We start from the raw sequence: 22,649 nt of genomic DNA, 5'->3' as shown, positions 1-22,649 counted from the left end.
CTTTATCGTCGTGGTCACCCGGCATGCGGGCTTGGAGGGCCACCTGCGGGTCGTCTCGTCGGCGGTTTGCCACCCGTGGTCGACGCCGGCCGCTCCTCCACCTCCGGTCGCCGCTTCGAATCGTCCGTTCGCCTCGCGACTTCCGGTTGGACGGCGTTGAGGTCGGACCTTTCCGATGAAGCGAGGTCGCAGTCGCCGGCGCCAGTCTCAGGTCCCGTTCAGGGCTCGGTACGAGCGCACGACTTTGCTGTCGTCTGCGCTGCCGTCACCCCGGCCCGAAGTCGACAGGAACAACTGGTGGGCCATCGCCGCCAAGGGCAGCGCCGCCCCGACGCCGCGTCCGGCCTCAAGCACGATGCCGAGGTCCTTGACGAAGATGTCCACCGCGCTCGTCACGCGGCGCTCGTCCTCAAGCATGCGCGGTCCGCGGTCGCACAGCATCCAGCTGGACGCCGACGAGCCCGAGAGGATGTCGAGCACCACCGAATGGTCGATCCCCACCTTCTCCGCCAATCCGAACGCCTCCGCGGCCACGGCGATATGCACGCCGCATAAGAGTTGGTTGACCGCCTTCGCCGTGGCGCCTTGTCCAGACTCGGTGCCGACGTGGAACAGCTTGTCGCCCAGGGCGCCGAGGATCGGCCTCACCACCTCCATCGTCACGGGCGGCGCGGCCGCCATGATCGTGAGCGTGCCGGCCGTGGCTCCGACGACGCCTCCGGACACAGGGGCGTCGACGAAGCGTCGGCCCAGCTCCAAGACCCGCGCCGCTAAGCCTTTCACCGCCCGCGGCGGGCAGGTCGCCATCAGCAGGACGACGCCGTCGGGAGCGAGGCGGTCCAGCGCGCCCCGCTCGAACAGCACGTCCTCGGCCTGGGCGGCGTTGACCACCATCAGGAGCAGCACGTCGGCGCCGTCGGCCGCCGCGATGAGATCCTCCGTGGGGACCCCGCCTGCGCTCGCCAGCGTGGCGCGGCTCTCGGGCCGGACGTCGTAGCCGCGGGTCGGGAAGACCGCGGTCACGAGGTAACGGGCCATGGGCATCCCCATCGCACCGAGCCCAACGAAGGCCACGGTCGGGCGGTTGGTGCCAGGTTCGTTCATAGCCATCCGCGGATGCTCCTTGCCATCGCCTCGGTGGAGAGGCCGTAGCGGTCGTGCAGCGTCGGCAGGGCGCCGGCGTCGGGGAATTCGTCGGGAAGGCCGACCTGCCGGAAGCCGCGCTCGGGCAGTACCCCGTTACGGAACAGGAGACCGGCCACGGCCTCGCCGAGGCCGCCCACCACCGTGTGGTTCTCGTCCACCACGACGAGGCGGCCGCCGCGGCGGACCTCCGCCAGGATAGAGAATTGGTTCGGCGGCGCCTTGGTAGCCCTGGCGGAGTTTTGCAGGCCGCAGTGTCCGTGGGCCTCGGCGAACCGGCTCGAAAATTTCACCTTGGGGGGCGGCCGTGGCGACGGCGGATTCGATGGTGGCGTAGCGCTGCCGGGTTTGGCGACCTGCGCTTCTAGGGCCAGGACCCTCTCGGCATAGCCCAGCAGGAGCCCCCGCAGCGCACCGGAGTCGTTGAGGCCGAGGACCGCCAGCGTCGTCCGGCTGCGAATCACCGCCTCAATGACGTTGAACGCCTTGATATAGCTGTGCTTCCAACTAAGGGCCCGCTCGCCGGTGAAGCCCGCGATCAGCAGGCTGAAGCCGTCCCGGTTCATGAGGAAGGCGCGGGTTTCGCGAGTGCCGCCGTTGCCGGTTGCAGCCTCACCGAACTCAGGCAGAGATTTCTGCCCGAGGAAAACGGGGCACCGCTCGATCAGCACGTCGATGGCGGCAAGGACGGTCGTGTGTGGGCGGCCGAGCTGGCAGGCGGCGTTTTTGCTGCTCACGACCGGCTGGCCGTTCGACAGTCCTAGGTCTAGCGAGGTCGGGACAGTGCGGGACCGGGCACCGGGGATAGGCCCTAGGTAGGGAACTCATACAACCAACTGCTGTTGCTCGTGTTTTCGTCCTGAGATTGGGGTTTCCAGCGCAGGAGGTTCGCGATGGCACGGTTGTTCTGGCTCTCCGATGAATCCTGGGGGCGGATCGAGCCGCACCTGCCGCACGACCAACCGGGCAAGCCCCGGGTCGACGACAGGCGAGTGATCAGCGGCATTCTGCATGTGCTGAAGGTCGGCTGCCGCTGGCAGGACACGCCCTCCGCTTACGGTCCGCACACGACGGTCTACAACCGCTACAACAGATGGTCTCAGCGCGGGATCTGGCAGCGGCTGTTCGCCAAGATCGCGGCCACAGGCCCCGTGCCAGATGAGTTGATGCTCGACGCGTCCCACGTGAAGGCCCACCGCTCGGCTGCCGGCGGAAAAGGGGGGCCTGGAGCCAGGCGATCGGCCGCTCGCGAGGCGGGTTCACGAGCAAAATCCATTGCTTGGCCGATGATCGTGGCCGACCGGTCGCGTTCGCCCTGACGCCCGGCAACGTGGCCGACATCACCATGGCGCTGCCCCTGCTGTGCGCTGTGGTGCCGCCCAAGCGTCTGATCGCCGACAAGGCCTACGACGCACAGAGCTTGAGAGATTGGCTGAAGAGCCACCGGGTGATCGCCACCATCCCATCCACGGCCACCCGGACGGTACCCTATAAGCACAGCCGGGTCGCCTACCGACGGCGCAATCGGATCGAGCGGCTGTTCGGCCACCTCAAAAACTGGCGGCGCGTCGCGACCCGCTACGATCGCCTAGCCTGCAACTATCTCGCAGCCGTCGCGCTAGTTTCCTCTGTCATCGCATGGACCTGAATGAGTCCCCTACCTAGGCGCCAGCACGGACAGGAGGCTCAGCCGCAGCATCCAGACGTGACAAAAAAAGTCTCGTCGAGGGTCGGTTTTCGCTCTGATGGCCCTGGAGATATGCCTACGGCCACGTAACAGTACTCGACAGGAAATCGCTTCGGTCTCAGCCCTTGTCCGCCAACCCCGGCCTTTTCGACCATATCTCGGACGCTGCCCGGCGCTTCACCGTCCAGCGCGTGCGCGAGACCGGTGCCCCGCTCGACGCCACCGAGATCCAGTCTTTCCTGGTGGCCGCAGCGGACGCTTACGTCGCGGCGGGTGGTACCGGCGTCGATGAGGACATGCTGGCCGACGTCCTGCCGCGCGTAGCCCGTTACTGCGTCGGCATGGACGTCAGCCCCGGGAAGAAAACGGCGTCGAACGAGCTGCTGTTCCGCGCGGTCGAGCCGGACGTGCGGGCATGGACCGTCGCGCACCGCCGGGCCACGCGCGCCCCGGTCGACGCCACCGCGCTACGGGCCGCGGTCGTGGCGTTTGTCGAGGCTTACCGGTCGGTCCCCGGTCAGGCCCAAGACGACGACGGGCACGCCGAGCTGATCAAGCGGTGGGTCGCCTGGTACAGCCGCATGACGGCGGTCCGGCAGGAGAGCACGCAGAAGCCCGGCGCGACTTATCGTGCCCGACAGGAGGCCGATTTCGAAGTGCACCTGATCGTCTCGTGGGAGCGGCAGGTTGCGGAGCACGAGGGCCGCGCCCCGAAGCGCCTGTCTATCGACGCCATCACGGAAGCCCTGCACGGTACCGGTATGAAGCGGTCCGCCATCCGCGGGGCCATGGAAAGGCTTCGCGGCCGCCCCGAGCGGCAGGCCCACATCGACGCCCTGCCCGGTACGGCCCGCGACCTGGTCGAGGCCTTGGAGACTTCCGGCCTCCCTAAAAACCGCCTGACGGTCGTGCGCACGGACGCCTTGGCGGCGAAGCTATGGCCGGCCACGATGAACACGGCGACGAAGCGCAAGCATCGCCAACGCCTACGGCAGGCCGCTGCCGAGATCACCGCGGCGCCCATCGACCTGCACGTCGTCGTCCTCGGCGAGGTGACGCTCGTGGGTCGCGGCCGCCGCCTGCCGGACGGTCCTGACGCGTTCGCAGCCGCGGTCGTCCGCCAGGGCAAGGTCCGTCAGATCCCGGGTGGCCTGCTCGCCCGTCGTCAGGGTGACTGGGGTACGCCGGAGGGTCAGGACGCACAGGCCTTGTGTCGCGTCGTTGCCTCGCACGCGGGCGACGAAGACATGCAGCGCGTCCTCGTGCAGGCCGGTCTCGCCGACGCCTGCGAGGATTTTATGCGTGTTAGCGGCTCCTACGCCGACGCCTGCCACAGGGACACGGAGGAGTGGTGCCGGGTCGTCGAGGAGCGCGCCGTCGGGCCGCTCGCGGGAATCGTCGCCGAGGCTTCAGGACAGGCCACCGAGGCCGTAACCCGGGTGCGCGGCCTGATCGAGCGGGCGCGTCAGGATGGCCTCGGCGCCGCCTGGGACGCCTACGTGGCCGAGGGCACGTCCTACGCTTACCGCCTGCATCGTGCCGAGGCCGCCCCTGTTCGCGAACGCCTGCGCCGCATCGGCGCTGCCCTGGCGACGGCCCCGACACCCGAGGCTTGGGAGGCGATCATGCTGCTCGCCTTGAGCTCAGGGCGTCCCGGCCGGCGCCCCTTGAACATCGCCCTGCCGCCGGAGCGTCGCCGCCCCGACCGCGCCGCCGCCACCACGAGCTACAAGAAGATGGACCTCTCGCTCAAGACCACGGTCCTCGAAGCCTCGAAGAAGTTCGTCCCGCGGCACACCGAGCGCACGGTGCTTTCGAGGTGGCTGGAGACAGAGGTGTCCAAGAACTGGCGCATCAACAACATCCGGCCGGCCGCCGACGACCTCATGCTCGCGTACCTTGGGCTGACACCCGAAGAGGCCAGGGGCATGGAAAAGCGGCCCCTCGTCCCAGGCGCCGGCACGGTCGAGGACGCCATGGAGGGCCTGCGCCGCATCCTCAGGAACTGGGGCGGGATGATCGCTCAAGCCGACGCCGAGCTCGACGGTGCTCTCCGCGGCTCGCTCGTCTGGGCCGGTCAGGCCCTAAGGGCGCACGGTTATGAGGCATATGTCATCGCCGCCGGAATTCCCCACGTCATCGTCGATGGTCTGCGCTCGTACGAGGGGACCGTGACCCTGCGGGCGGAGCTGGCGAACGAAGTTGAGTTCTGCGCCTGGGTGCTCGGACAGGCCGCCGCCGAGACCAGCGCCGCGGCCTGACGCGAGGTTTGTCCGTGCGTGGTGGCCTTCGCGCGCGAAGCAACATGAAGACTACGAGGGATCGCCCACGGGCTTGCGGATGTTCTGAGGCAGGCGATGGAGGAGATCGTCGAGCGTCGCGGCGTCGCGCAGCCTATGGTTGAGTGCGCTCTTATACAGCGCCTCGGGCTGACCCGTCAGGTCCGAAAGGGCACGCGCGGCCTGTCGTCGAGGAAGACCTGTCAGCAATCGCTGTCACACATGCGATTTATCTTCAAACGAGGGCCTACAACTGCAGCTACTTAACGTCAGAAAATCCTGACATGAACTGCCGAGCAGCATGAAGCGCGAAATATGACATGTCAGCAAATCCTGACACGCTATAATGCTTAAGTTGGTTGAGCGTCAACCGAACGCTGAGGTTGCTGTCATAATAACCTGACTATCGCTGCCGCGCTAAGCGGAAGTCTATGGCCTACGGTGTCAGAAATCTTAGACAGCACCATCAGCGTCTAATGCTTCAGGGGAGCGAATGGGTGTGACGCTGCGCCTTCTGATCGGATGCGCTTCTGAAGAAGCGTTCAGGGGCGGCTCGCTCAAAGATAGAGCTACCTGTATTTCGTTCCTGTACCGCTCGGCTACTTCGCGTAGACGCTCAATATGTTTGAAAGGCGGCGTCCCTCGAAACTGCATAGTTTTCGGATCCGTCTCCTCCCAGCGTCGAAGTTGCTTCTGATCGACTCCAAGCTCATTGGCTGCGCGACCGTGCCAAGTCGATCCCCAAATAGCTGTGGCCAAAACGCGTATCTGAACAATGGCAGGCAAGCGTGGAGCTCGCAGCAGCGGAGGTTGATATCTGGTCGCGCGTATCGGACCAAAGTACGCATGTTGATTGATGTCGTCTGCAGTCTCGTGGTCATCAGCGGCTGACCCATTCTTCAGCCATCTTAATCCCCCCATCCAGTCAACCATATCCAGTTGGCCTGGGAGAAATTCGGTCTGCACCCGTGGCTTGCTGGGCCTCTTCGCCATCACCTACGCCTAAAAAAATCTGGATCGACGTTCTACAACAGCGGCTATGGGGCACCGAGTCTGAAAGAGGTGGACGGTTAAAAGAAGTCTGCGAAGCGCGATGGCTGAGCTTCTTCGAGACAGCCTCGAAGGCCGACGTCACTATGACAAGGCGCTTCCGCGTTAGATTCTGCATCCAGTCCCTCGGTATCGTCGGCACGCGTTGCTCCACCGCAATGTCCTGCGGACGAATTGGGCACAGGCGACAGAAGAGCTGACTCGGGCCTCAGACGTGGCCGAGGCGGTCTGGCTGGCGATGAGCGGGATGCGCGTGGCCGAGGTCACGGCGTTGAGGCAGATGTCGAGTTTCACCAGGCCGAGACGCTCCTTCACGGCGTCCGCGATGCGGTAGCAGATGTCGAGCGCGTACCCGACCGGCTTCTGGTTGCCGTCGAGGAAGGAGAGCGGCACCGAGGCGTCCCTGAACCCCAAGGTGATCATTCACGGACGTGACGGCCCAGGCGGACGCGGCGAGGCCGCCGAGGACGGCGCGGCGGGGAAGCGGCATGGGCGCGAGCCTTCCATCGATGTTTGTCCCTGTTTCGAGAAGGGGAGACTCAGGCTGGGGCCTTCTCCACTTGGTAGCGGAGCCAGACCATCCCGCCGTCGAGGGTCTCCGTGTGGACGTGGCGAAGCGCCTGGCCAGCACCCGGCCGTTCGTCGGCCTCGCCCGCGTACTCGAAGATAGTCTGGACGCCGGCCAAGCCGTCGACGGCCGGGTGGATGAGCACGCTGATTTCGTCGAGGAGCCCAGCCTTCAGGAAGGCGCCGTTGATGGCCGCGCCGCCTTCCAGCAGGAGGGTCTCGACCCCGAAGGTGTCGCCAAGCGCGTCCATGGCCTTGGCGAGGTCGCGACCGTCCGGCCCGGCGAACACGTACGAGACGCCGTCCTCGCGCAGCTCGGCGAGGTAGGCGTCGGGCACACCCTCCGAAAGCACGGCGACGGCGTGGTCGCCGAGGAGGTGGTCCTTCCCGTAACGGACCTTGCCGTGCGGGTCGATGGCGACCGCGAGGTCCCGGTCCCCCCGGTCGCCGACGAACGGCTCTCGCGAGGAAATACCGGGCCCCTTGACCGTCCGGGCCTTCCCCTTCGAGATCTCCTGCATGGTCACGCGCCCGCACATCCAGCCCTGGGCGCCGAACTTGGCGGAGACCTCGTCGTAGTGCTTGCGGAGCCGTCCGGCATCGACGCCGGCGGCCGGCACGGTGAAGCGGCTCGGATGCAGCTTGCCGTCGACGGACGCCACCATGTGGCAGATGATCCTCGGACGCATCGGCGTTCCTCCGTTCAGGCAGCTTCCGGCATGCCGCCGAGGAGCTTGTCGAGGGTCACCGGGTAATCCCGGACCCGCACGCCGGTTGCGTTGTGGACCGCGTTGGCCACCGCGGCGGCGGCTCCCGAGATCCCGAGCTCGCCGACGCCCTTGGCCTTGAGCGGAGAGGCGGCAGGGTCGATCTCGTCGAGGAAGGACACCTGCAGGTCCGGGATGTCGGCGTGGACCGGCACCTCGTAGCCGGCGAGGTCGTGGTTCACGAAGAAGCCCCGCCTCGCATCGACGGCGAGCTCCTCCATCAGCGCCGCGCCGATGCCCATGGTCATCCCGCCGATGATCTGGCTGCGGGCGGCCTTGGGACTGAGGATGCGGCCCGCCGCGCAGACCGCCAGCATGCGCCGCACCCGCACCTCTGCGGTGTCGACGTCCACGCCGACCTCGACGAAGTGGGCGCCGAAGGTTTGCAGCGCGAACCACTCGGCGAGGTCGCCGTACTCGACGCCGTCCTCGGCCACGAGCTCGCCCCCGGCGGCCGCCCGGACGAGCGGCTCGCTCCGGTTGCCCGCGCGGACCTGGCCGTCCTCGAACACCGCGTCCGTGGCGTTGAACCCGAGCCGCCGGGCCACGGCCTCGCGCAGCTTCACGCAGGCGGCGTAGACGCCGGCGGTCGAGGAGGCGGCGCCCCACTGCCCGCCCGAGCCGGGGGACTCCGGATAGGCCGAATCCCCCAACCGGACCACGACCCTGTCGAGCGGCAGGCCCATCATCTCGGCGGCGGTCTGGGCGATGATGGTGTAGCTGCCGGTGCCGATGTCGGTCATGTCGGTCTCGACCGTGACCATGCCACGGCCGTCGAGGCGGACCCGGGCGGCGGACCTCATCACGGGCGCGCCGCGGATCGCGGAGGCCATGCCCATTCCGACGAGCCAGCGCCCGTCGCGAACCTGGCCGGGCTTGGCCACGCGCCGTTCCCAGCCGAAGAGTTCTGCGCCCCGGCGGAGGCACTCGACCAACTGCCGCCGCGAGAAGGGTCGCCTCGGGTTCTCCGGATCGACCTGGGTGTCGTTCAGGACGCGGAAGGCGACGGGGTCCATCCCCAGCCGCTCCGCCATCTCGTCCATGGCGATCTCAAGCGCCATCATCCCGGGGGCCTCGCCCGGGGCCCGCATGGCGCCGCCCTCGGGCAGGTCGAGGCGCGCCAGGTGCATGCGCATCAGCCGGTTGGGCCCTGCGTAGAGCAGGCGGGTCGGCTCCGTCGCGGTCTCGGGCGGGCCATCGGGCAGGTTGCCGGACCAGCTCTCATGGCCGATGGCGGTGATCCGCCCGTCCGGGCCCGCCCCGATGCGGATGCGCTGGATGGTGGCCGGACGGTGGGTCACGTTGTTGAACATCAGCGGACGCGGCAGCGACACCTTCACCGGGCGCCCCGCCGCGCGGGCGCCGAGCGAGGCGAGCACGGCGTCGGACAGGATCGTGCCCTTGCCGCCGAAGCCGCCGCCGATGAAGGGCGAGACGAGGCGGACATTCCCCTTGGCGATGCCGAGCGTCTTGGCGATGTCCCGCACGCCCCAGTTCATCTGCTGGATGGCGGTCCAGAGGGTGAGGCGGTCCCCGTCCCAGGACGCCACGGTGGCATGGGGCTCCATCATCGCGTGGGCGTGGTCGGGCGTGCCGTAACTCTCGTCGATCCTGACCGGCGCCGTGGCGAAGGCCGCCTCGAAGTCGCCGGCCTTCGCCTCCGGCGAGACGAAGGGGCCGGCCTTCGGCGCGACGGCGGTGTCCTTCGCCGCCGCGAGGTCGAAGACGCCCTCGGACCGGACGTAATCCACCCGGACCAGTGCGGCCGCGGCGCGGGCCTGCTCGAAGGTCTCGGCGACGACCAGCGCAACGGCCTGGTGGTAGTGGTCCACGTCCGGTCCGGCGAGCGCTCGGGCGACATAGAAGGCGCCGCGGTCGAGCTTGCCCGCGTTCGCCGCGGTCACGACCGCGAGCACGCCTGCCGCCGCTTCGGCCCGGGACACGTCCATGCCGGCTATGCGGCCCTTGCCGATCCCGGCGCCGACGACGTAGCCGTATGCGAGCCTGGACTGCGGATCGTGCCAGTCATTGGCATAGGGGGCGGTGCCGGTCGTCTTGCGCGGGCCGTCGATCCGGTCGGTCGGCTTGCCCACGACCTTGAGCCGGTCGATGGGGTTGGCGCCCGCGGGGGTGTCGAACTTCATGGATCAGGCCCTCGCCTGGTGGAGCACCGCGCCGAGGGTCCGCTCGGCGAGCTTCAGCTTGAACGCGTTCTCGTGGGTCGGCCTGGCACCTGCCAGCACGCCCTCGGCGACCGCCCGCGCGCCCCGGGGCAGGTCGGCCTCGGCCGCCTCGACCCGCCAGGGCTTGTGCGCCAGGCCGCCGAAGGCGACCCGGCCCGTTCCGTCCGGCCGGACGACCGCGGCGACCGAGACCAGCGCGAAGGCATAGGACGCCCGGTCGCGAACCTTGCGGTAGACGTGCGCCCCGCCGAGCGGCTTCGGCAGCGTCACCGCGGTGACGAGTTCGCCGGGCCTGAGCGTCGTGTCGAGTTCGGGCCGCTCGTCGGGCAGCCGGTGGAAATCGGCCATCCCGATCCTGCGCCGGGTACCCTCGGCGTCGACGGTCTCGACCGTGGCGTCGAGTATGCGCATGGCCACAGCCATGTCGCTCGGGTTCGTGGCGATGCAGGCCTCGCTCGATCCGACGACCGCGAGTTGCCGGCTGACCCCGTCGAGCGCGGCGCAGCCCGAGCCCGGCCGGCGTTTGTTGCAGGGTTGGGCGGTGTCGTAGAAGTACGGGCAGCGCGTCCGCTGGAGCAGGTTTCCGGCGGTGGTCGCCCTGTTACGGAGCTGCCCGGAGGCGCCCGCCAGGAGCGCGCGGGAGAGCACGGCGTAGTCCTTCCGGACGCGCGCGTCGGCCGCGAGGTCGGTGTTGCTGACCAGGGCCCCGATGCGCAGGCCGCCCTCGGGCGTCGGCTCGATCCCGTCGAGGCCGAGCCCGTTGACGTCGACGAGGTGCGCCGGCGTCTCGACCTGCAGCTTCATCAGGTCGAGGAGGTTGGTGCCGCCGGCGATGAACCTGGCGCCGGGCGTGCTCGCCGCGGCGGCCGCCGCCTCGGCCGGGGTGCCCGGGCGCTCGTAGGTGAAGGGCTTCATCCGCGGGCTCCCTCGTGGACCTCGCGGATGGCCGCGACGATGTTCGGGTATGCGCCGCAGCGGCAGATGTTGCCGCTCATGCGCTCGCGCACCTCGTCCTCGGAGAAGGCGACCTTGCCCAGGTCCGCGGTCGCGTGGCTCGGGATGCCGGCCTCGATCTCCCTCAGGACCGCGACGGACGAGCAGATCTGGCCCGGCGTGCAGAAGCCGCACTGGAAGCCGTCGTGCCTGATGAAGGCGGCCTGCATCGGGTGCAGGTCGCCCGGCTGGCCCAGCCCCTCGATGGTGGTGATCTCGGAGCCCTGGTACATCACGGCGAGCGTCAGGCAGGCGTTGATCCGGCGGCCGTCGACGAGCATCGTGCAGGCCCCGCACCGGCCGTGGTCGCAGCCCTTCTTGGACCCGGTCAGGTGCAGGTGCTCGCGCGCGGCGTCGAGCAGGCTGGTGCGGGTGTCGAGTTCGAGCTCGCGGCGCTCGCCGTTCACCGTGAGGCCGACCTTGGCCATCACGGGCTGCTCGCCCCCGGCGGGCCGGGCCGAGGTGCCCGTGGGCATGGCGGCCATGGCGGTGGCGGCCGAGGCGCAGGCCATCAGGTCCCTCCGATTGAGCTCGAAATCTTTCGGTCGTCGCATCGTGGTCTCCGAGCCTGCCCGCTGGAGGCACGGCGCCCGGGAAAGCCCCGGCACCTTGGATGACCTGCAAGGTAGCGGTGCCGGCACGTGGCGATTAGGCGCTCAAACCGGCATGAGGCTATGAACCATGCTTATGGATCGGGCTGGACGTGCCGCTTCCCGTGAGCGAGGCTCGCGGGCCGTTCCCGTTCGACGGGGCACGGTCCCGGGACATCGATGCTGCGTGAGAACCTGACCGACCTGCTCAACTTCGCGACCGTGGCCCGGGAGGGCAGCTTCACCCGCGCCGCGACGCGCCTGGGCGTGACCCAGTCGGCGCTGAGCCACGCCGTGAACGGCCTGGAGGGGCGGCTCGGCCTGCAGTTGCTGAACCGCTCGACGCGCAGCGTGACGCCGACCGCGGCCGGCGAGCACCTGCTGCGCGTCGTCGGCCCCCAGTTCGAGGGCCTGGAGGCCGATCTCGCGGCCCTGACCGAGCTCCGGGACAAGCCGGCGGGCACGGTCCGCATCACCGCATCCGAGCACGCGGCCGAGATGGTCCTGTGGCCGGTCCTGGAGAGGCTGCTGCCGGACTACCCCGACATCAACGTCGAGGTGGTCAGCCACGACGGGCTTACGAACATCGTGGCCGAGCGCTTCGACGCCGGCGTGCGGCTCGGCGAGGAGGTCGAGAAGGACATGGTGGCGGTTCGCATCGGCCCCGCCATGCGCATGGCCGTCGTCGGTTCGCCCGCCTATCTCGACACCCGCCCCGCGCCGGAGCGACCGGAGGACCTGACGGCCCACCGCTGCATCAACCTGCGTCGCCTGACGCGCGGCGGGAACTTCCCCTGGGAGTTCGAGAAGGCGGGGGTCGGGCTCGACGTCCGGGTGGAGGGGCAGGTCGCGCTCACCAGCCTGCACCTGGCCCGGGGCGCGGCCCTGGCGGGCGTCGGGTTGGCCTACCTCCCGGACGACCAGGTCCTGGCCGACGTGGAGGCGGGCCGCCTCGTGCGGGTGCTGGGGGACTGGTGCGACCCGTTCCCGGGCTACCACCTCTACTACCCGAGCCGCCGCCAGGCCTCGCCGGCATTCGCTGTCTTGGTCGAGGCCTTGCGTTACCGGGGCTGAGGCGCGCCAGGGTTCGCCGATGGTCATCCGGCGAGCATGGCCGCATCCATGCGCGGCGCGCCGGATCGAGATGGCCGAATCCCGACGGATTCGCGGTCCAACCTGATCGGCTCGGCAGGGAGAAGGACCGCCCAGGGTGGCAGGCGGGCTTCGGCGCCGCGCCTGGAAGCTGACCACCAGCCCTCGACCGAGGCCGCATGGGAATGCGCTAAAGTGCTCTCACGAAGCGTACGAAGGCCGCGAGCGCCGGATCGCGGCGATGGCTCCGAGGGAAGTTGATGCGGGGTCCGTCAAACTCCAGCGGCCAGTCGTCCAACAGGGTGGTGAGCTCACCGCGCTCGACATGATGGGCAACGAACTCCTCGAAGGTGAACAAGACGCCGTTTCCAGCGATGGCTGCGGCGACCTGGATGTCGCTTGAGGTGGTTATCAGCCGCCCTTCCGGCCGCACCCTGATCCGTTCGCCATCTCGCTCGAATTCCCAGACGGCCACACGTCCGCTCGGGAACAGGTGCCCGATGCCCGCATGGGCTTCCAGTTCCGCCGGATGGCGTGGCGTGCCGTATGCGGCCAGATACGCCGGGGACGCCACGCCAACATACCGCTGACGCCTCGGTCCGATTGGCACTGCCATCATGTCGGCTGCGATGTGCTCGTCGTAGCGGATGCCAGCGACGCATCCCGCTTCCATGACGTCGACCAAGCCTTCGGTCACGCTGATCTCAAGTCGGATGCGAGGATGGGCGGCGAGAAAGGCGGCGGCGATCGGGGGGAGGATGTGGCGTGCGACGACGCCGGGCACATCGAGCTTCAGCGTGCCGCCCGGCTCACCACCGGGCGTCAGGTCGTCGTAGGCCACCGCGATTTCCGTCAGGGCGGGACGCAGCCTTTCCAGGAGCCGCTGACCAGCCTCCGTCGGCACGATGCTCCTGGTGGTTCGATTGAAGAGGCGGACGCCCGTCGCCTGTTCCAGCCGCTGGACGGCATCACTGAGTGAGGAGGCCGAAACGCCATGGCGTTGCGCGGCGGCCCGAAAACCTCCGGCATCGGCGACCCGCATGAACGAACCCAGGTCATTGAGGTCGGCACCTGCCATTGTCCGGCTCCGCGAACGCCTCGTTCGTGCGTGTGCGTCTTATCGGACAATAGGTCGATGGCCTACTGCATTCTCGGGAGCCCCGCCGATGGGGTTCATGAATGGAGGGTGCAATGGAGACGCGTCGTCTCGGCCCGAACGGGCCGATGGTGTCGGCAATCGGCCTCGGCTGCATGGGCATGTCGGAGTTCTACGGCCACAGTGACCGTGCCGCCGCCCTTGCCACGATCTCGGCGGCAATCGAGGCGGGGGTCACCCTGTTCGACACGGGCGACTTCTACGGCATGGGCCACAACGAATTGCTCTTGGCCGAGGGCCTGCGCGGTAAACGCGGCAGGGCTTTCATCCAGGTAAAGTTCGGCGCCCAGCGAGGGCCGGACGGCGCGTTCGTCGGGACCGACGCGCGCCCTTCCGCCGTGAAGACCGCGTTGGCCTACTCGCTACGGCGTCTCGGGACCGACCACGTCGATCTCTACCAGACGGGTCTCGACCCGGCCGTCCCGGTCGAGGACACGGTCGGGGCCATAGGAGACCTCGTGCGGCAGGGTTACGTCCGGCACGTCGGCATCACCAACGTCGATGCCGCGACCTTGCGGCGGGCCCACGCGGCGCATCCGGTCACGGCGCTGCAATTCGAGTATGGGCTCATGTCCCGCGACATCGAAAGCGAGGTGTTGCCGACCTGCCGAGAGCTCGGCATCGGTGTCACGGCCTACGGCGTCCTCGGCCGGGGCCTTCTGACGGGCAGTTCGGGAAGCGGCGCGGGCGACTTCCGGGCGACCGTCTTCCCACGTTTCCAAGGGGTGAACCGGGCTCGCAACGGAGAGCTTGCGGGCGCGCTGCACCAAGTCGCGCGGACTTACGGGATCACGATCGCGCAGGCGGCCATCGGTTGGGCTGCAAGCCAGGGCGACGACATCGTCCCCCTGGTCGGCGCTCGCACGCCGGAGCGTCTGACTGAAGCGTTGGCATCGCCCTTACGGCTGTCGCCTGAAACCCTGTCGGCCATTGACAAGTCGGTTCCGCAAGACGCGGTTCGCGGGAGCCGTGAGATGATCGCGCACGGTTGAGCAGGAGCGAGCGCGGAGATCAGGCCGACAACCGGTTCGCGCTCCGCCGGTCGATCTTCCATCCATGGCGGCCATGCCGCGCCACTCCAACAGGCGGCCCGCCAGCGGACATCCCCGAGGCCGCTCGGGATCGGAAGCCGATGCCTGCTCGACCCGGCAGGATGCGCAAGGACCGGGATCGTCAACGATTTCCAAAAAGGGGCAGCGCTTTGGCGAAAGCCCCGGCGCGGAAGATGGTCGCGCCCCGGCCACCATCGCCGTCGCTCGTCACGATGAGGAGCTCATCGGTGCCCAGCCTGAGCGCCATGCTGGTGGTGCGCAGGTGGTGGCCCTCGTCCCGGCCCGGCAGCAGCACCTGCCCGATGGGGATGCCTTTCGGATTGAACACCATGACGCGTCCCTGCCCGTAGAGGGCGACGTAGAGGTTGTCCGAGAGCGCCATGTCCTTGACCTCGGAGAAGCGGATGATCCCCGCGTTGTTGACGAGGATGTCCAGCCCGCCGAGCGCCTCGACGGCCTTTCCGACGGAGGCCCCGACCGCGTCCGGGTCGGCGCTGTCGGCCTGGATGGCGACGCCGCGGCGGCCCTGCTCCTCGACGGCGCGAACGACGCCCGCGGCGGCGTCCGCCGACTTCTCGTAGGTGATGGCCACGTCGGCCCCCTCGGCGGCCAGGGCCTTGGCGATTGCGGCGCCGATGCCGCGGCTCGCGCCGGTGACGAGGGCGCGCTTTCCTTGAAGTGACATCGTCGTTCTCCTCAGTTGGGGATTGCCTTGGGTCGTCCGGCCGGCTGGTCCGGTCATGGCTTCTCGAAGTTCAGTTCTCCGAGGAAGTCCATCTTCCCGAGATCGACTCCGTTGTGGCGGAGGATCACGTAGATCATGGCGAGGTGGAAATAGACGTTGGGTATGGTGATCTGCAGCACTTAGTCCTTGGCCGCGAGGGTTTTTCCCGGCGCCCACGGAAGCGTGATCTTTCGTTCGGCGGCTCCGCCGTAAGCATGTGCTTCGACGCCCTCGATGAACGAGAGGGTCTTCGCGACGCGGGTGCGCAGTTCCGGGAACGTCGTCTCGGTGTCGTCGTGCCGGGGCGGCGCCAGGCCGGCGAGCCGGGCCCCCGCCTTCACGTAGTCGCAGGCGCTGGTGACCTGGTAGGCGAGCGGCGCCATGTCGGGGGCGAGGCGCGCGGAGGCCAGCACGCCGGCGTCGAACTTCCGCTCCGTGGCATGCTCCTCGGCCTTGTCGAGCCAGGCGTCGACGAGCCTCAACGTGCTGGCGCATTGGGAGACGACGTCGTGGTACATCGGATGCTCTCCGTCGATTGGGCGGGGCGCCTCAGAAGAAGGCGTAGCGGGCCGCTTCCGTGAGGGTCGCGGTGGCCTGGACGTACGGGGACGAGCCGTGGCTCAGGCGCGCCACCCCGAGCTCCGCGAGGCGGCGCTGCGCCGGCACGCCCTCGCCGGTCAGGACGTTGACGGGCAGGCCGGCGCCCTCGACGGCGCGACCGATCAGGCGCTCGTCGCGCAGGCCCGGGACGAAGAACCCGGAGGCGCCGGCCTCGCGGTAGGCCTCGGCCCGATCCAGCGCCTCCCCGATGGCCACCTCCGGGTCGGGACCGCGGCCCAGGAACAGGTCGGTCCGGGCGTTGATGAAGAGCGGGAGGCCGAGGTTGTCCGCGGCCTCGCGGATGGCCGCGATCCGGCGCGCCTGCCGGTCGATGGGGTAGAGGCCGGGCCCCTGGACGACGCGGTCCTCGAAGTTGATTCCGACGGCGCCGAGGGCCACGAGCCGCGAGACGTTCGCGGCGAGTTCGTCCTCGTCCTCGGCGTAGCCGCCCTCGAAGTCGACCGTGAGAGGCGCGTCGACGACGGCGGCGATGCGCGCCGCGACCCGCTCGACCTCGGCGAGCGGGATGATCTCGCCGTCGCGGTAACCCTGCGCCTCGGCGACCGCCCAGCTGCTGGTGGCGATGGCCTTGGCGCCCGCCCCCAGCACGGCCTTCGCCGAGCCGGCATCCCAGACGTTGTAGAGGATCAGCGGCGAGCCGGTGGCGTGCAGCGACGCAAACAGCTTGGCCTTCTCGACCTGTGTCATGACGAACTCCTGGTTTTCTGGGGGGACGAAGGACGGGCGGTATGGCCCGACCAGTGGAGAGGGTCAGGCGGAGTGGGCCTCTCGGTGGGCGGCTTGGGCGTTCGCTCCCTGAGGGCCCGCCACCCGGCTCTTTGCGCCCAGACCGCGCACGATCACGTAGAAGGTCGGCGTGAAGAGCAGGCCGAAGAGGGTCACGCCCAGCATGCCCGTGAGCACCGCGGTCCCGAGCGATTGCCGCATCTCCGAGCCCGCGCCGGTGGCGATGGCCAGCGGTACGACGCCGAGGATGAAGGCGAACGAGGTCATCAGGATCGGACGCAGGCGCACCCGCGCCGCCTCGATGGCCGCTTCCTTGGCCGTCTCGCCGTGCTCCTCGGCCTGCCGGGCGAACTCGACGATGAGGATCGCGTTCTTGGCGGCGAGGCCGACGAGGACCACGAACCCGATCTGCGCGAGGATGTCGATGGGCATGCCCCGGAGGTCGAGACCCGTTGCCGAGGCCAGCAGGCACATCGGCAGGATCAGCACGATGGCCAGCGGGACCATCCAGCTCTCGTACTGGGCGGCGAGCACGAGGAAGACGAACAGGCCAGCCGCGGCGAAGATGGCGACCGTCGGCGTCCCCTGCTGCTCCTCCTGGTGGGCGAGGTCGGTCCACTCGAAGTCGAAGCCGGCCGGCAGCACCTGCCTCGCGAACTCGGACATCGTCGCGATGGCCGTGCCCGACGACACCCCGGGCCCGGCCGCGCCCATGATCTCGGCGGCCGGGTAGAGGTTGTAGCGCGGCACGCGGTAAGGGGCGGTCTGGGTCTTGAAGGTCGCGACCGAGCCGACCGGCACCATCTCGCCGCTGGCGTTGCGGGCCTTGAGCCGTGCGATGTCCTCGGCGGTGCGCCGGAACTGCTCGTCGGCCTGGACGAAGACCGGGTAGGTCCGCCCGATGAAGTTGAAGTCGTTGACGTACTGCGAGCCGATGTAGAGCTGCAGCGTCGAGAACACGTCGGCGGGCGTCAGGCCGACCTTCTCTGCCTTCAGGCGGTCGATGTCGGCGTAGATCGACGGGGCGCCGGCGTTGAACAGCGTGAACACGCCCCCGAACTTCCCGGACTTGTTGGCGGCCGCGACGAGGTCGTTGGTCGCCTTCGCCAGGGCCTGGGGCCCGTGGTCGCCGCGGTCCTGCACCATCAGCTTGAACCCGCCGGCGGCGCCCAGGCCCTGAACCGGCGGCGGATTGACCACGACGATGTAGGCGCCCTGGATGCCGGCGAGGCGGGCGCGGATCTTCGGCAGCATGGACGCCGCGTTGATGCCGGGCACGTGCTCGTCGTAGAGCGAGGGCAGGCCGTAGAAGACCGTGCCGACGTTCGGCGCGACGGTCGAGGTGGTCACGTCGAATCCTGTGACCGGCGAGGTATGGGTGATGCCCTTCACCTCGGGCGTGTCGAGGATGATGTCGTTGATCTGCCGGACGACCGCGTCGGTGCGTTCCAGGCTGGAGCCCGGCGGCAGGAAGGCGACGACCGCCTGGTATCCGATGTCCTGGTCGGGGATGAAGCCGGAGGGCATCCGCGACATCTGGAAGCCCGTCAGGCCGATCAGGGCGACGTAGACGACCGCGACCACGGCGGCCGCCCGGATGAGGCGCCCGGTGAACCGTCCGTAGCTCGACGACAGCCACTCGAAGCCGTGGTTGAAGCGCCCGAACAGGGCCGCCAGGATGCGGCCGAAAAACCCCTTCTGCGCATGGTTGTCATGGGGCTTGAGGAGCACGGCGCACAGCGCCGGGCTGAGCGTCAGGGAGACGAAGCAGGAGATCACCGTCGAGGCGGCGATGGTGATGGCGAACTGCTTGAAGAACAGCCCCGAGATGCCGGAGATGAACGCCGTCGGGACGAACACGGCGCAGAGCGTCAGCGCGATGGCGATGAGCGCCGTCGAGACCTCGGTCATCGTCTTGTGGGCGGCTTCCCGCGGCGACAGGCCGGCCGCCATGTTCCGCTCGACGTTCTCGACCACCACGATGGCGTCGTCGACCACGATGCCGACCGCCAGCACGAGGCCGAACATCGACAGGTTGTTGATCGAGGCGCCGAACAGGGACAGCAGCGTGAAGGTGCCGATCAGCGAGATCGGGATGGCGATGACCGGGATGATGGTCGCGCGCCAGCTCTGGAGGAAGATGAAGACCACGGCCACGACGAGGAGCACCGCCTCGAAGATGGTATGGATGACGCCTTCGATGGACTGGTCGACGAAGTTCGTCGGGTCGTAGATCTTGATGTAGTCGATGCCCGGCGGGAACTTCTTCTTAAGCTCCGCCATCTTGTCCCAGATCGCGTGGTGCAACTGGTAAACGTTGGCGTCGGGCGTGGCGATGACGAACCACGGGGCGGAGGCGTACCGGTCGGCGTAGGCCTTCGAGCTGTAGTCGGCCGAGCCGACCTCGGCGCGGCCGATGTCGCGGATGCGGGTGACGCGGCCCTGGTTGTCCGACTTGACGATGATGTTCTCGAACTCCTCCGGCGTGGTCAGCCGGCCGAGCGTCTCGACGTTGATCTGGTAGGCCGCCGGGCTCGACTGCGGCGGCTTGTTGAGCACGCCCGCCGAGACCTGTGCGTTCTGGGCCCGGATGGCGGCCAGGATCTCGTTGGCGGTGATGTCGTAGGCGGCGGCCTTGTCCGGGTCGATCCAGACGCGCATCGAGTATTGGCGCTCGCCGTAGATCTGGAAATCGGCGACGCCCGGGATGCGCGCGATCTCGTCCCGGATGCGCAGCATGTAATTCGAGATGTACTCGGGCGAACGGGATCCGTCCGGGGAATAGACGTGGACGCCGAGCAGCAGGGCCTGGATGGTCTTCTTGACCTGCACGCCCTGGAGCTGGACCTCCTGGGGCAGCCGGCTGAGGATGTCCTGGACGCGGTTGCGGGTCAGCAACAGCGCGGTGTTCACGTTGGTGCCGATCTTGAAGATCACCGTGACCGTGAGCGCGCCGTTCCCGGTCGACTGACTGGTGATGTAGTCCATGCCCTCGACGCCGTTGACCGATTGCTCGATGGGCGTCGCGACGGTCCTGGCGATGGTCTCGCCCGAGGCGCCTGGATAACTCGCGCTGATCTGGATCGTGGGCGGGACGATGCTCGGGTACTGGGCGATGGGAAGCGAGACCATCGTCGCCAGGCCGAACACCACGATGAAGATGTTGAGCACCACCGCGAACCGGGGGTGGTCGATGAAGAAGTGCGCGAGTCTCATGACGGCCCCCTGCCGTTGCTGTGCGTGAAAGCGCCGTCAGTTCTGAGCGGAAGCGACGGCGACGGTGGCCTGCTTCGCCGAGACCTTCGTCCCGGGGCGCGCCAGCGCGATGCCGTCGACGATGACCCGGTCGGTGGGCGCCAGCCCCGAGCGGATCACGCGCAGGCCGTCGCGCAGGTCGCCGACCTCCACCTTCTTCGGGGTCACGACATCGTCGGCGCCGACGGTCATCACGACGAAGTCCGACTGGTCGGGCAGCACGGCGGCGTCGGGAACGAGCAGCGCAGGCGCGGGCTTCGAGAGTGCGACGCGAACGCGGGCGAACTGGCCGGGAGACAGGAACAGGTCCGGGTTGGCGTAGGTGGCGCGGGCGTGGATGGTGCCGCTGGAGCGGTTCAGGACGTTGTCGACGAAGTCGAGCTTGCCGGTCCGGTCGAAGCCCGCCTCGTCGCCGAGCGCCGCCGTGACGGTCTTCGAGAGCGGCTGCTTCTGGTCGCGGCTGCGCTGGAACTTCAGCCAGTCGCCCTCGCTCATGTCGAAGTCGAGATAGATCGGGTCGAGGGATACGATGGTGGCCAGCAGCGTCGTGGCGCTCGCGCCGGCGCGGCTGCCGGCGATCAGGCCTCCGAGCGAGACCTGCCGGGCGCTCATGCGGCCGCTGAAGGGCGCGGTGACCCGGGTGTATTCGAGGTCGAGCTTGGCGTCGCGGACGCGGGCCTCGCTGGTATCGACGGCGGCCCGAGCGGCGGACTGCTCGTTCACGCGCTGGTCCAGGGTCTCCTGCGTGGCGTACTGGCTGCGGGCCAGGGACTGGGAGCGGGCGAGCTGGCTGTCGGCGAGGCCGAGCCGGGCCTTCGCGGTCTCAAGCTGCGCCTGCGCCTCCGCCAGCTTGATCTCGTAGGGGCGCGGGTCGATCACGAAGAGCAGGTCGCCCTTCCTGACGATGTCGCCGTCCTTGAAGTGGATCTCGGTCAGCGAGCCGCCCACCTGGGCGCGCAGCTCGACGCGATTGATGGCCGAGAACTGGCCCAGTCCAGTGAGCCGCACGTCAACGTCGCGTTCGGCGGGGACAGCCACCGTCACCGTCGGCAACGGCGTCGCCGCCGGGGCAGCGGCGTGCGAAGCCTCGTAGTGGCCGTAGCCGTACCAGCCCGCTCCGCCGAGCAGCGCCGCGACCAGCGGCAGGGCGACGAACCGCGCCTTGGAGGAGCGCCGCGGCGCGCCGTCCCGCGGGAGGGCCTCGAAGTCCGTCAGGGATTTGGGGGCGACGTCGATCATGACCGAGGTTCCTTCGCGCTCCGGCCCCGAGGGGCCTTTATTTGTGGAGCGTTTGCTCCTATAATCTGCATATGGCGAGGCGGACGGCCCCGTCAACACATTTTTGGAGCGAAGGCTTAGAAAAATGTCCGAGCCGCAAAAAAGGGGTCGCGGTCGACCCCCCAAGCTCGACCGGCAGGCGGCCCTGCGGGACGCGATGACGCTGTTCTGGGAGAACGGTTACGAAGGCACGACCTTCGACGACCTCATCGGCAAGATGAGCATCAGCCCGTCCAGCTTCTACAACGCGTTCGGCAGCAAGGAGCAGCTCTACCGGGAGGCGACCGAGTGCTTCGTCGAGGGCGCCCGCGAGTGGATCCTCGGAAGCCTGTTCGAGGAGGGCGTGACCGCGCGCGCGGCCTTCTCGAACCTGTTCGAGGCGGCGGCGACCCACTTCACGAAGCCGGGTACGCCGCGCGGCTGCATGGTCTCGCTGTCCGGCACGCACCAGGCCGCGAGCCTCGCGCCGCTGCGCGAGATGATGGTGGACATCCGTGCCGGGACGGAAACGTACTTCGCCGAGCGCCTTCGCAAGGGGATCTCGGACGGCGACGTGCCGGGCGACATCGACGTGGACGCTCACGCGGCCTTCCTCCACACGCTGCTGCGCGGCCTCGCGGTCCAGGCCCGCGACGGCGCCTCTTGCGAGAAGCTCGTGAGGATCGCGAAGGCCGGCCTCGCTGGGATGCCGGGGCGGATGGACGCGTGACCGCGTCCGGTGCGGTCGCCATGCCCAGGTGGCGGCCGCCCCGCCCGACCCGGGACTCCCTGCGAGCGTCGGCCTTGCGGCGACCCCCGGGAGTTTGTCCCTTCTTTGCGCCTCGGCACAAAGGTCAACGGAGCGTCAATTCCTGCCAAACGGCCGGAAGGCACCGCGGGGCCGGGGATGTCCCGTAGGCGCCGGTAGCCGGGGTTGCGCCTCGCCGGAGGCCGTCCCGGTCTCGGTCAGGCGCGGCCGAGGACCTTGCGGTTCCTGTCCTCGATCACCGCGTGCGTCGTGGCCGTCGCTCCCGGTCCGGGCACGAAGCGGACGTCCCGGAACGAGAGCGGGCGCCCGTTCTTGGTGCGCACGGCGATGGGCTCGACCGGCTCGCCGGTGGCGTCCTCGACGAGAGCCGTCCGGGGCTTGCAGTCGTCGGCCAGCCAGCGGTCGCCCCACTGCATCAGCGCGACGACGACCGGGTAGAGGTCCTCGCCCTTCGGGGTGAGCCGGTAGCCCTCCGTGTTGGCGCGCTCCTCAAGCTCAAACCGCTCGATGATCCCGAGTTCGGTCAGGCGCTGGAGGCGGGCGGTGAGGATGTTGCGGGCGATGCCGAGCCCGCGCTGGAACTCGTCGAACCGGCGCGCGCCCTGGGTGCACTCCCGTACGATGAGCAGCGACCACCACTCGCCGACCTCGTCGAGCGCACGGGCGATGGAGCAGTTCATGCCGGAGAAGCTCTTCCGCTGCATGGGACCCTTCCGCGAGAAAACAGTTGCATCATAA

15 protein-coding genes and 6 pseudogenes are annotated in these 22,649 nt (G+C 68.7%); 6 read left to right on the top strand and 15 right to left on the bottom strand.

Annotation, left to right across the window (positions count from 1 at the left end; translation table 11 throughout):
- Positions 1–207: 207 nt before the first annotated feature.
- From BLT59_RS09025 to BLT59_RS31760, 3 genes and pseudogenes are all read right to left on the bottom strand, one after another.
- Positions 208–1,104 carry an NAD(P)-dependent oxidoreductase gene (locus tag BLT59_RS09025; RefSeq protein ID WP_210185972.1) on the bottom strand — a complete coding sequence of 299 codons (897 nt, stop codon included), beginning with the start codon at positions 1,102–1,104 and terminating at the stop codon, positions 208–210.
- A pseudogene (locus BLT59_RS31765) lies at positions 1,101–1,361 on the bottom strand (transketolase C-terminal domain-containing protein); the annotation flags it as partial. The pseudogene BLT59_RS31765 and the gene BLT59_RS09025, both read right to left, overlap by 4 nt.
- Positions 1,362–1,622: 261 nt before the next feature.
- Positions 1,623–1,880, bottom strand: a pseudogene (locus BLT59_RS31760) (Rha family transcriptional regulator); the annotation flags it as partial.
- A 156-nt stretch (positions 1,881–2,036) separates the two neighbouring features.
- Between BLT59_RS31760 and BLT59_RS32245 the strand changes: the two are divergent.
- The 3 genes and pseudogenes from BLT59_RS32245 (at position 2,037) to BLT59_RS09010 (ending at position 5,091) form a co-directional block, all read left to right on the top strand.
- Positions 2,037–2,462 carry an IS5 family transposase gene (locus BLT59_RS32245; protein ID WP_348272282.1) on the top strand — a complete coding sequence of 142 codons (426 nt, stop codon included), beginning with the start codon at positions 2,037–2,039 and terminating at the stop codon, positions 2,460–2,462.
- A pseudogene (locus tag BLT59_RS32240) lies at positions 2,366–2,791 on the top strand (IS5 family transposase); the annotation flags it as partial. The gene BLT59_RS32245 and the pseudogene BLT59_RS32240, both read left to right, overlap by 97 nt.
- Positions 2,792–2,955: 164 nt before the next feature.
- Positions 2,956–5,091 (top strand): hypothetical protein, encoded by a 2,136-nt coding sequence (locus BLT59_RS09010; protein ID WP_091778616.1) that lies wholly within the window; start codon positions 2,956–2,958, stop codon positions 5,089–5,091.
- Between the two features lie 1,293 nt (positions 5,092–6,384).
- Here BLT59_RS09010 and BLT59_RS09005 read toward each other — a convergent pair.
- From BLT59_RS09005 to paoA, 5 genes and pseudogenes are all read right to left on the bottom strand, one after another.
- Positions 6,385–6,579: pseudogene (locus tag BLT59_RS09005) on the bottom strand (transporter substrate-binding domain-containing protein); the annotation flags it as partial.
- 119 nt (positions 6,580–6,698) lie between these two features.
- Positions 6,699–7,415 carry a RibD family protein gene (locus BLT59_RS09000; protein WP_091778614.1) on the bottom strand — a complete coding sequence of 239 codons (717 nt, stop codon included), beginning with the start codon at positions 7,413–7,415 and terminating at the stop codon, positions 6,699–6,701.
- Between the two features lie 14 nt (positions 7,416–7,429).
- Positions 7,430–9,637: an aldehyde oxidoreductase molybdenum-binding subunit PaoC gene (gene paoC / locus BLT59_RS08995; RefSeq protein WP_091778612.1), complete on the bottom strand. Its 2,208-nt coding sequence runs from the start codon at positions 9,635–9,637 to the stop codon at positions 7,430–7,432.
- A 3-nt stretch (positions 9,638–9,640) separates the two neighbouring features.
- Complete coding sequence (locus BLT59_RS08990) at positions 9,641–10,591, bottom strand: FAD binding domain-containing protein (RefSeq protein WP_091778610.1); 951 nt, start codon at positions 10,589–10,591, stop codon at positions 9,641–9,643.
- Positions 10,588–11,223, bottom strand: a complete 636-nt coding sequence (paoA, locus tag BLT59_RS08985; RefSeq protein WP_091778608.1) for an aldehyde dehydrogenase iron-sulfur subunit PaoA — start codon at positions 11,221–11,223, stop codon at positions 10,588–10,590. Before paoA ends, BLT59_RS08990 begins: the two co-directional genes overlap by 4 nt.
- Positions 11,224–11,439: 216 nt before the next feature.
- On the opposite strand from paoA, the gene BLT59_RS08980 reads away from it, so the two are divergent.
- Complete coding sequence (locus BLT59_RS08980) at positions 11,440–12,333, top strand: LysR family transcriptional regulator (RefSeq protein WP_091778606.1); 894 nt, start codon at positions 11,440–11,442, stop codon at positions 12,331–12,333.
- A gap of 208 nt (positions 12,334–12,541) precedes the next feature.
- Here BLT59_RS08980 and BLT59_RS08975 read toward each other — a convergent pair whose 3' ends face one another.
- The gene (locus BLT59_RS08975; RefSeq protein ID WP_091778604.1) at positions 12,542–13,429 is read right to left on the bottom strand and encodes a LysR family transcriptional regulator; all 888 of its coding nucleotides are present in this window, start codon (positions 13,427–13,429) and stop codon (positions 12,542–12,544) included.
- Positions 13,430–13,575: 146 nt separating this feature from the next.
- Here BLT59_RS08975 and BLT59_RS08970 point away from each other — a divergent pair, with 146 nt between their 5' ends.
- Positions 13,576–14,499: an aldo/keto reductase gene (locus BLT59_RS08970; RefSeq protein ID WP_244513912.1), complete on the top strand. Its 924-nt coding sequence runs from the start codon at positions 13,576–13,578 to the stop codon at positions 14,497–14,499.
- 427 nt (positions 14,500–14,926) lie between these two features.
- On the opposite strand, the pseudogene BLT59_RS08960 reads toward BLT59_RS08970, so the two are convergent.
- The 5 genes and pseudogenes from BLT59_RS08960 to BLT59_RS08940 all read right to left on the bottom strand — a co-directional run.
- Positions 14,927–15,244, bottom strand: a pseudogene (locus BLT59_RS08960) (SDR family NAD(P)-dependent oxidoreductase); the annotation flags it as partial.
- A gap of 53 nt (positions 15,245–15,297) precedes the next feature.
- Positions 15,298–15,801: pseudogene (locus BLT59_RS08955) on the bottom strand (DUF1993 domain-containing protein).
- 31 nt (positions 15,802–15,832) lie between these two features.
- Complete coding sequence (locus tag BLT59_RS08950; RefSeq protein WP_091778600.1) at positions 15,833–16,591, bottom strand: isocitrate lyase/PEP mutase family protein; 759 nt, start codon at positions 16,589–16,591, stop codon at positions 15,833–15,835.
- 63 nt (positions 16,592–16,654) lie between these two features.
- On the bottom strand, positions 16,655–19,846 hold the full coding sequence (locus tag BLT59_RS08945; protein WP_091778598.1) for an efflux RND transporter permease subunit: 3,192 nt from the start codon (positions 19,844–19,846) through the stop codon (positions 16,655–16,657).
- A gap of 36 nt (positions 19,847–19,882) precedes the next feature.
- Positions 19,883–21,124: an efflux RND transporter periplasmic adaptor subunit gene (locus BLT59_RS08940; protein WP_091778597.1), complete on the bottom strand. Its 1,242-nt coding sequence runs from the start codon at positions 21,122–21,124 to the stop codon at positions 19,883–19,885.
- A gap of 124 nt (positions 21,125–21,248) precedes the next feature.
- Between BLT59_RS08940 and BLT59_RS08935 the strand changes: the two genes are divergently transcribed.
- Positions 21,249–21,872: a TetR/AcrR family transcriptional regulator gene (locus tag BLT59_RS08935; RefSeq protein ID WP_210185969.1), complete on the top strand. Its 624-nt coding sequence runs from the start codon at positions 21,249–21,251 to the stop codon at positions 21,870–21,872.
- A gap of 236 nt (positions 21,873–22,108) precedes the next feature.
- Here BLT59_RS08935 and BLT59_RS08930 read toward each other — a convergent pair whose 3' ends face one another.
- On the bottom strand, positions 22,109–22,615 hold the full coding sequence (locus BLT59_RS08930) for a winged helix-turn-helix transcriptional regulator (RefSeq protein WP_091778593.1): 507 nt from the start codon (positions 22,613–22,615) through the stop codon (positions 22,109–22,111).
- Positions 22,616–22,649: the final 34 nt, after the last annotated feature.

The organism is Methylobacterium sp. UNC378MF (assembly GCF_900103195.1).
Lineage (GTDB): Bacteria > Pseudomonadota > Alphaproteobacteria > Rhizobiales > Beijerinckiaceae > Methylobacterium.
Note: the sequence above shows the minus strand (reverse complement) of the source record. Positions and strands in the feature narration are given on the sequence as shown.

Bases quoted from the DNA above. Each gene is read 5' to 3' on its own strand.
- BLT59_RS08990 (WP_091778610.1), bottom strand. From the start codon at position 10,591: ATGAAGCCCTTCACCTACGAGCGCCCGGGCACCCCGGCCGAGGCGGCG.
- BLT59_RS08980 (WP_091778606.1), top strand. From the start codon at position 11,440: ATGCTGCGTGAGAACCTGACCGACCTGCTCAACTTCGCGACCGTGGCC.
- BLT59_RS08940 (WP_091778597.1), bottom strand. From the start codon at position 21,124: ATGATCGACGTCGCCCCCAAATCCCTGACGGACTTCGAGGCCCTCCCG.
- paoC (WP_091778612.1), bottom strand. From the start codon at position 9,637: ATGAAGTTCGACACCCCCGCGGGCGCCAACCCCATCGACCGGCTCAAG.
- paoA (WP_091778608.1), bottom strand. From the start codon at position 11,223: ATGCGACGACCGAAAGATTTCGAGCTCAATCGGAGGGACCTGATGGCC.
- BLT59_RS08935 (WP_210185969.1), top strand. From the start codon at position 21,249: ATGTCCGAGCCGCAAAAAAGGGGTCGCGGTCGACCCCCCAAGCTCGAC.
- BLT59_RS09000 (WP_091778614.1), bottom strand. From the start codon at position 7,415: ATGCGTCCGAGGATCATCTGCCACATGGTGGCGTCCGTCGACGGCAAG.
- BLT59_RS32245 (WP_348272282.1), top strand. From the start codon at position 2,037: ATGGCACGGTTGTTCTGGCTCTCCGATGAATCCTGGGGGCGGATCGAG.
- BLT59_RS08950 (WP_091778600.1), bottom strand. From the start codon at position 16,591: ATGACACAGGTCGAGAAGGCCAAGCTGTTTGCGTCGCTGCACGCCACC.
- BLT59_RS08970 (WP_244513912.1), top strand. From the start codon at position 13,576: ATGGTGTCGGCAATCGGCCTCGGCTGCATGGGCATGTCGGAGTTCTAC.
- BLT59_RS09025 (WP_210185972.1), bottom strand. From the start codon at position 1,104: ATGAACGAACCTGGCACCAACCGCCCGACCGTGGCCTTCGTTGGGCTC.
- BLT59_RS08930 (WP_091778593.1), bottom strand. From the start codon at position 22,615: ATGCAGCGGAAGAGCTTCTCCGGCATGAACTGCTCCATCGCCCGTGCG.
- BLT59_RS08975 (WP_091778604.1), bottom strand. From the start codon at position 13,429: ATGGCAGGTGCCGACCTCAATGACCTGGGTTCGTTCATGCGGGTCGCC.
- BLT59_RS08945 (WP_091778598.1), bottom strand. From the start codon at position 19,846: ATGAGACTCGCGCACTTCTTCATCGACCACCCCCGGTTCGCGGTGGTG.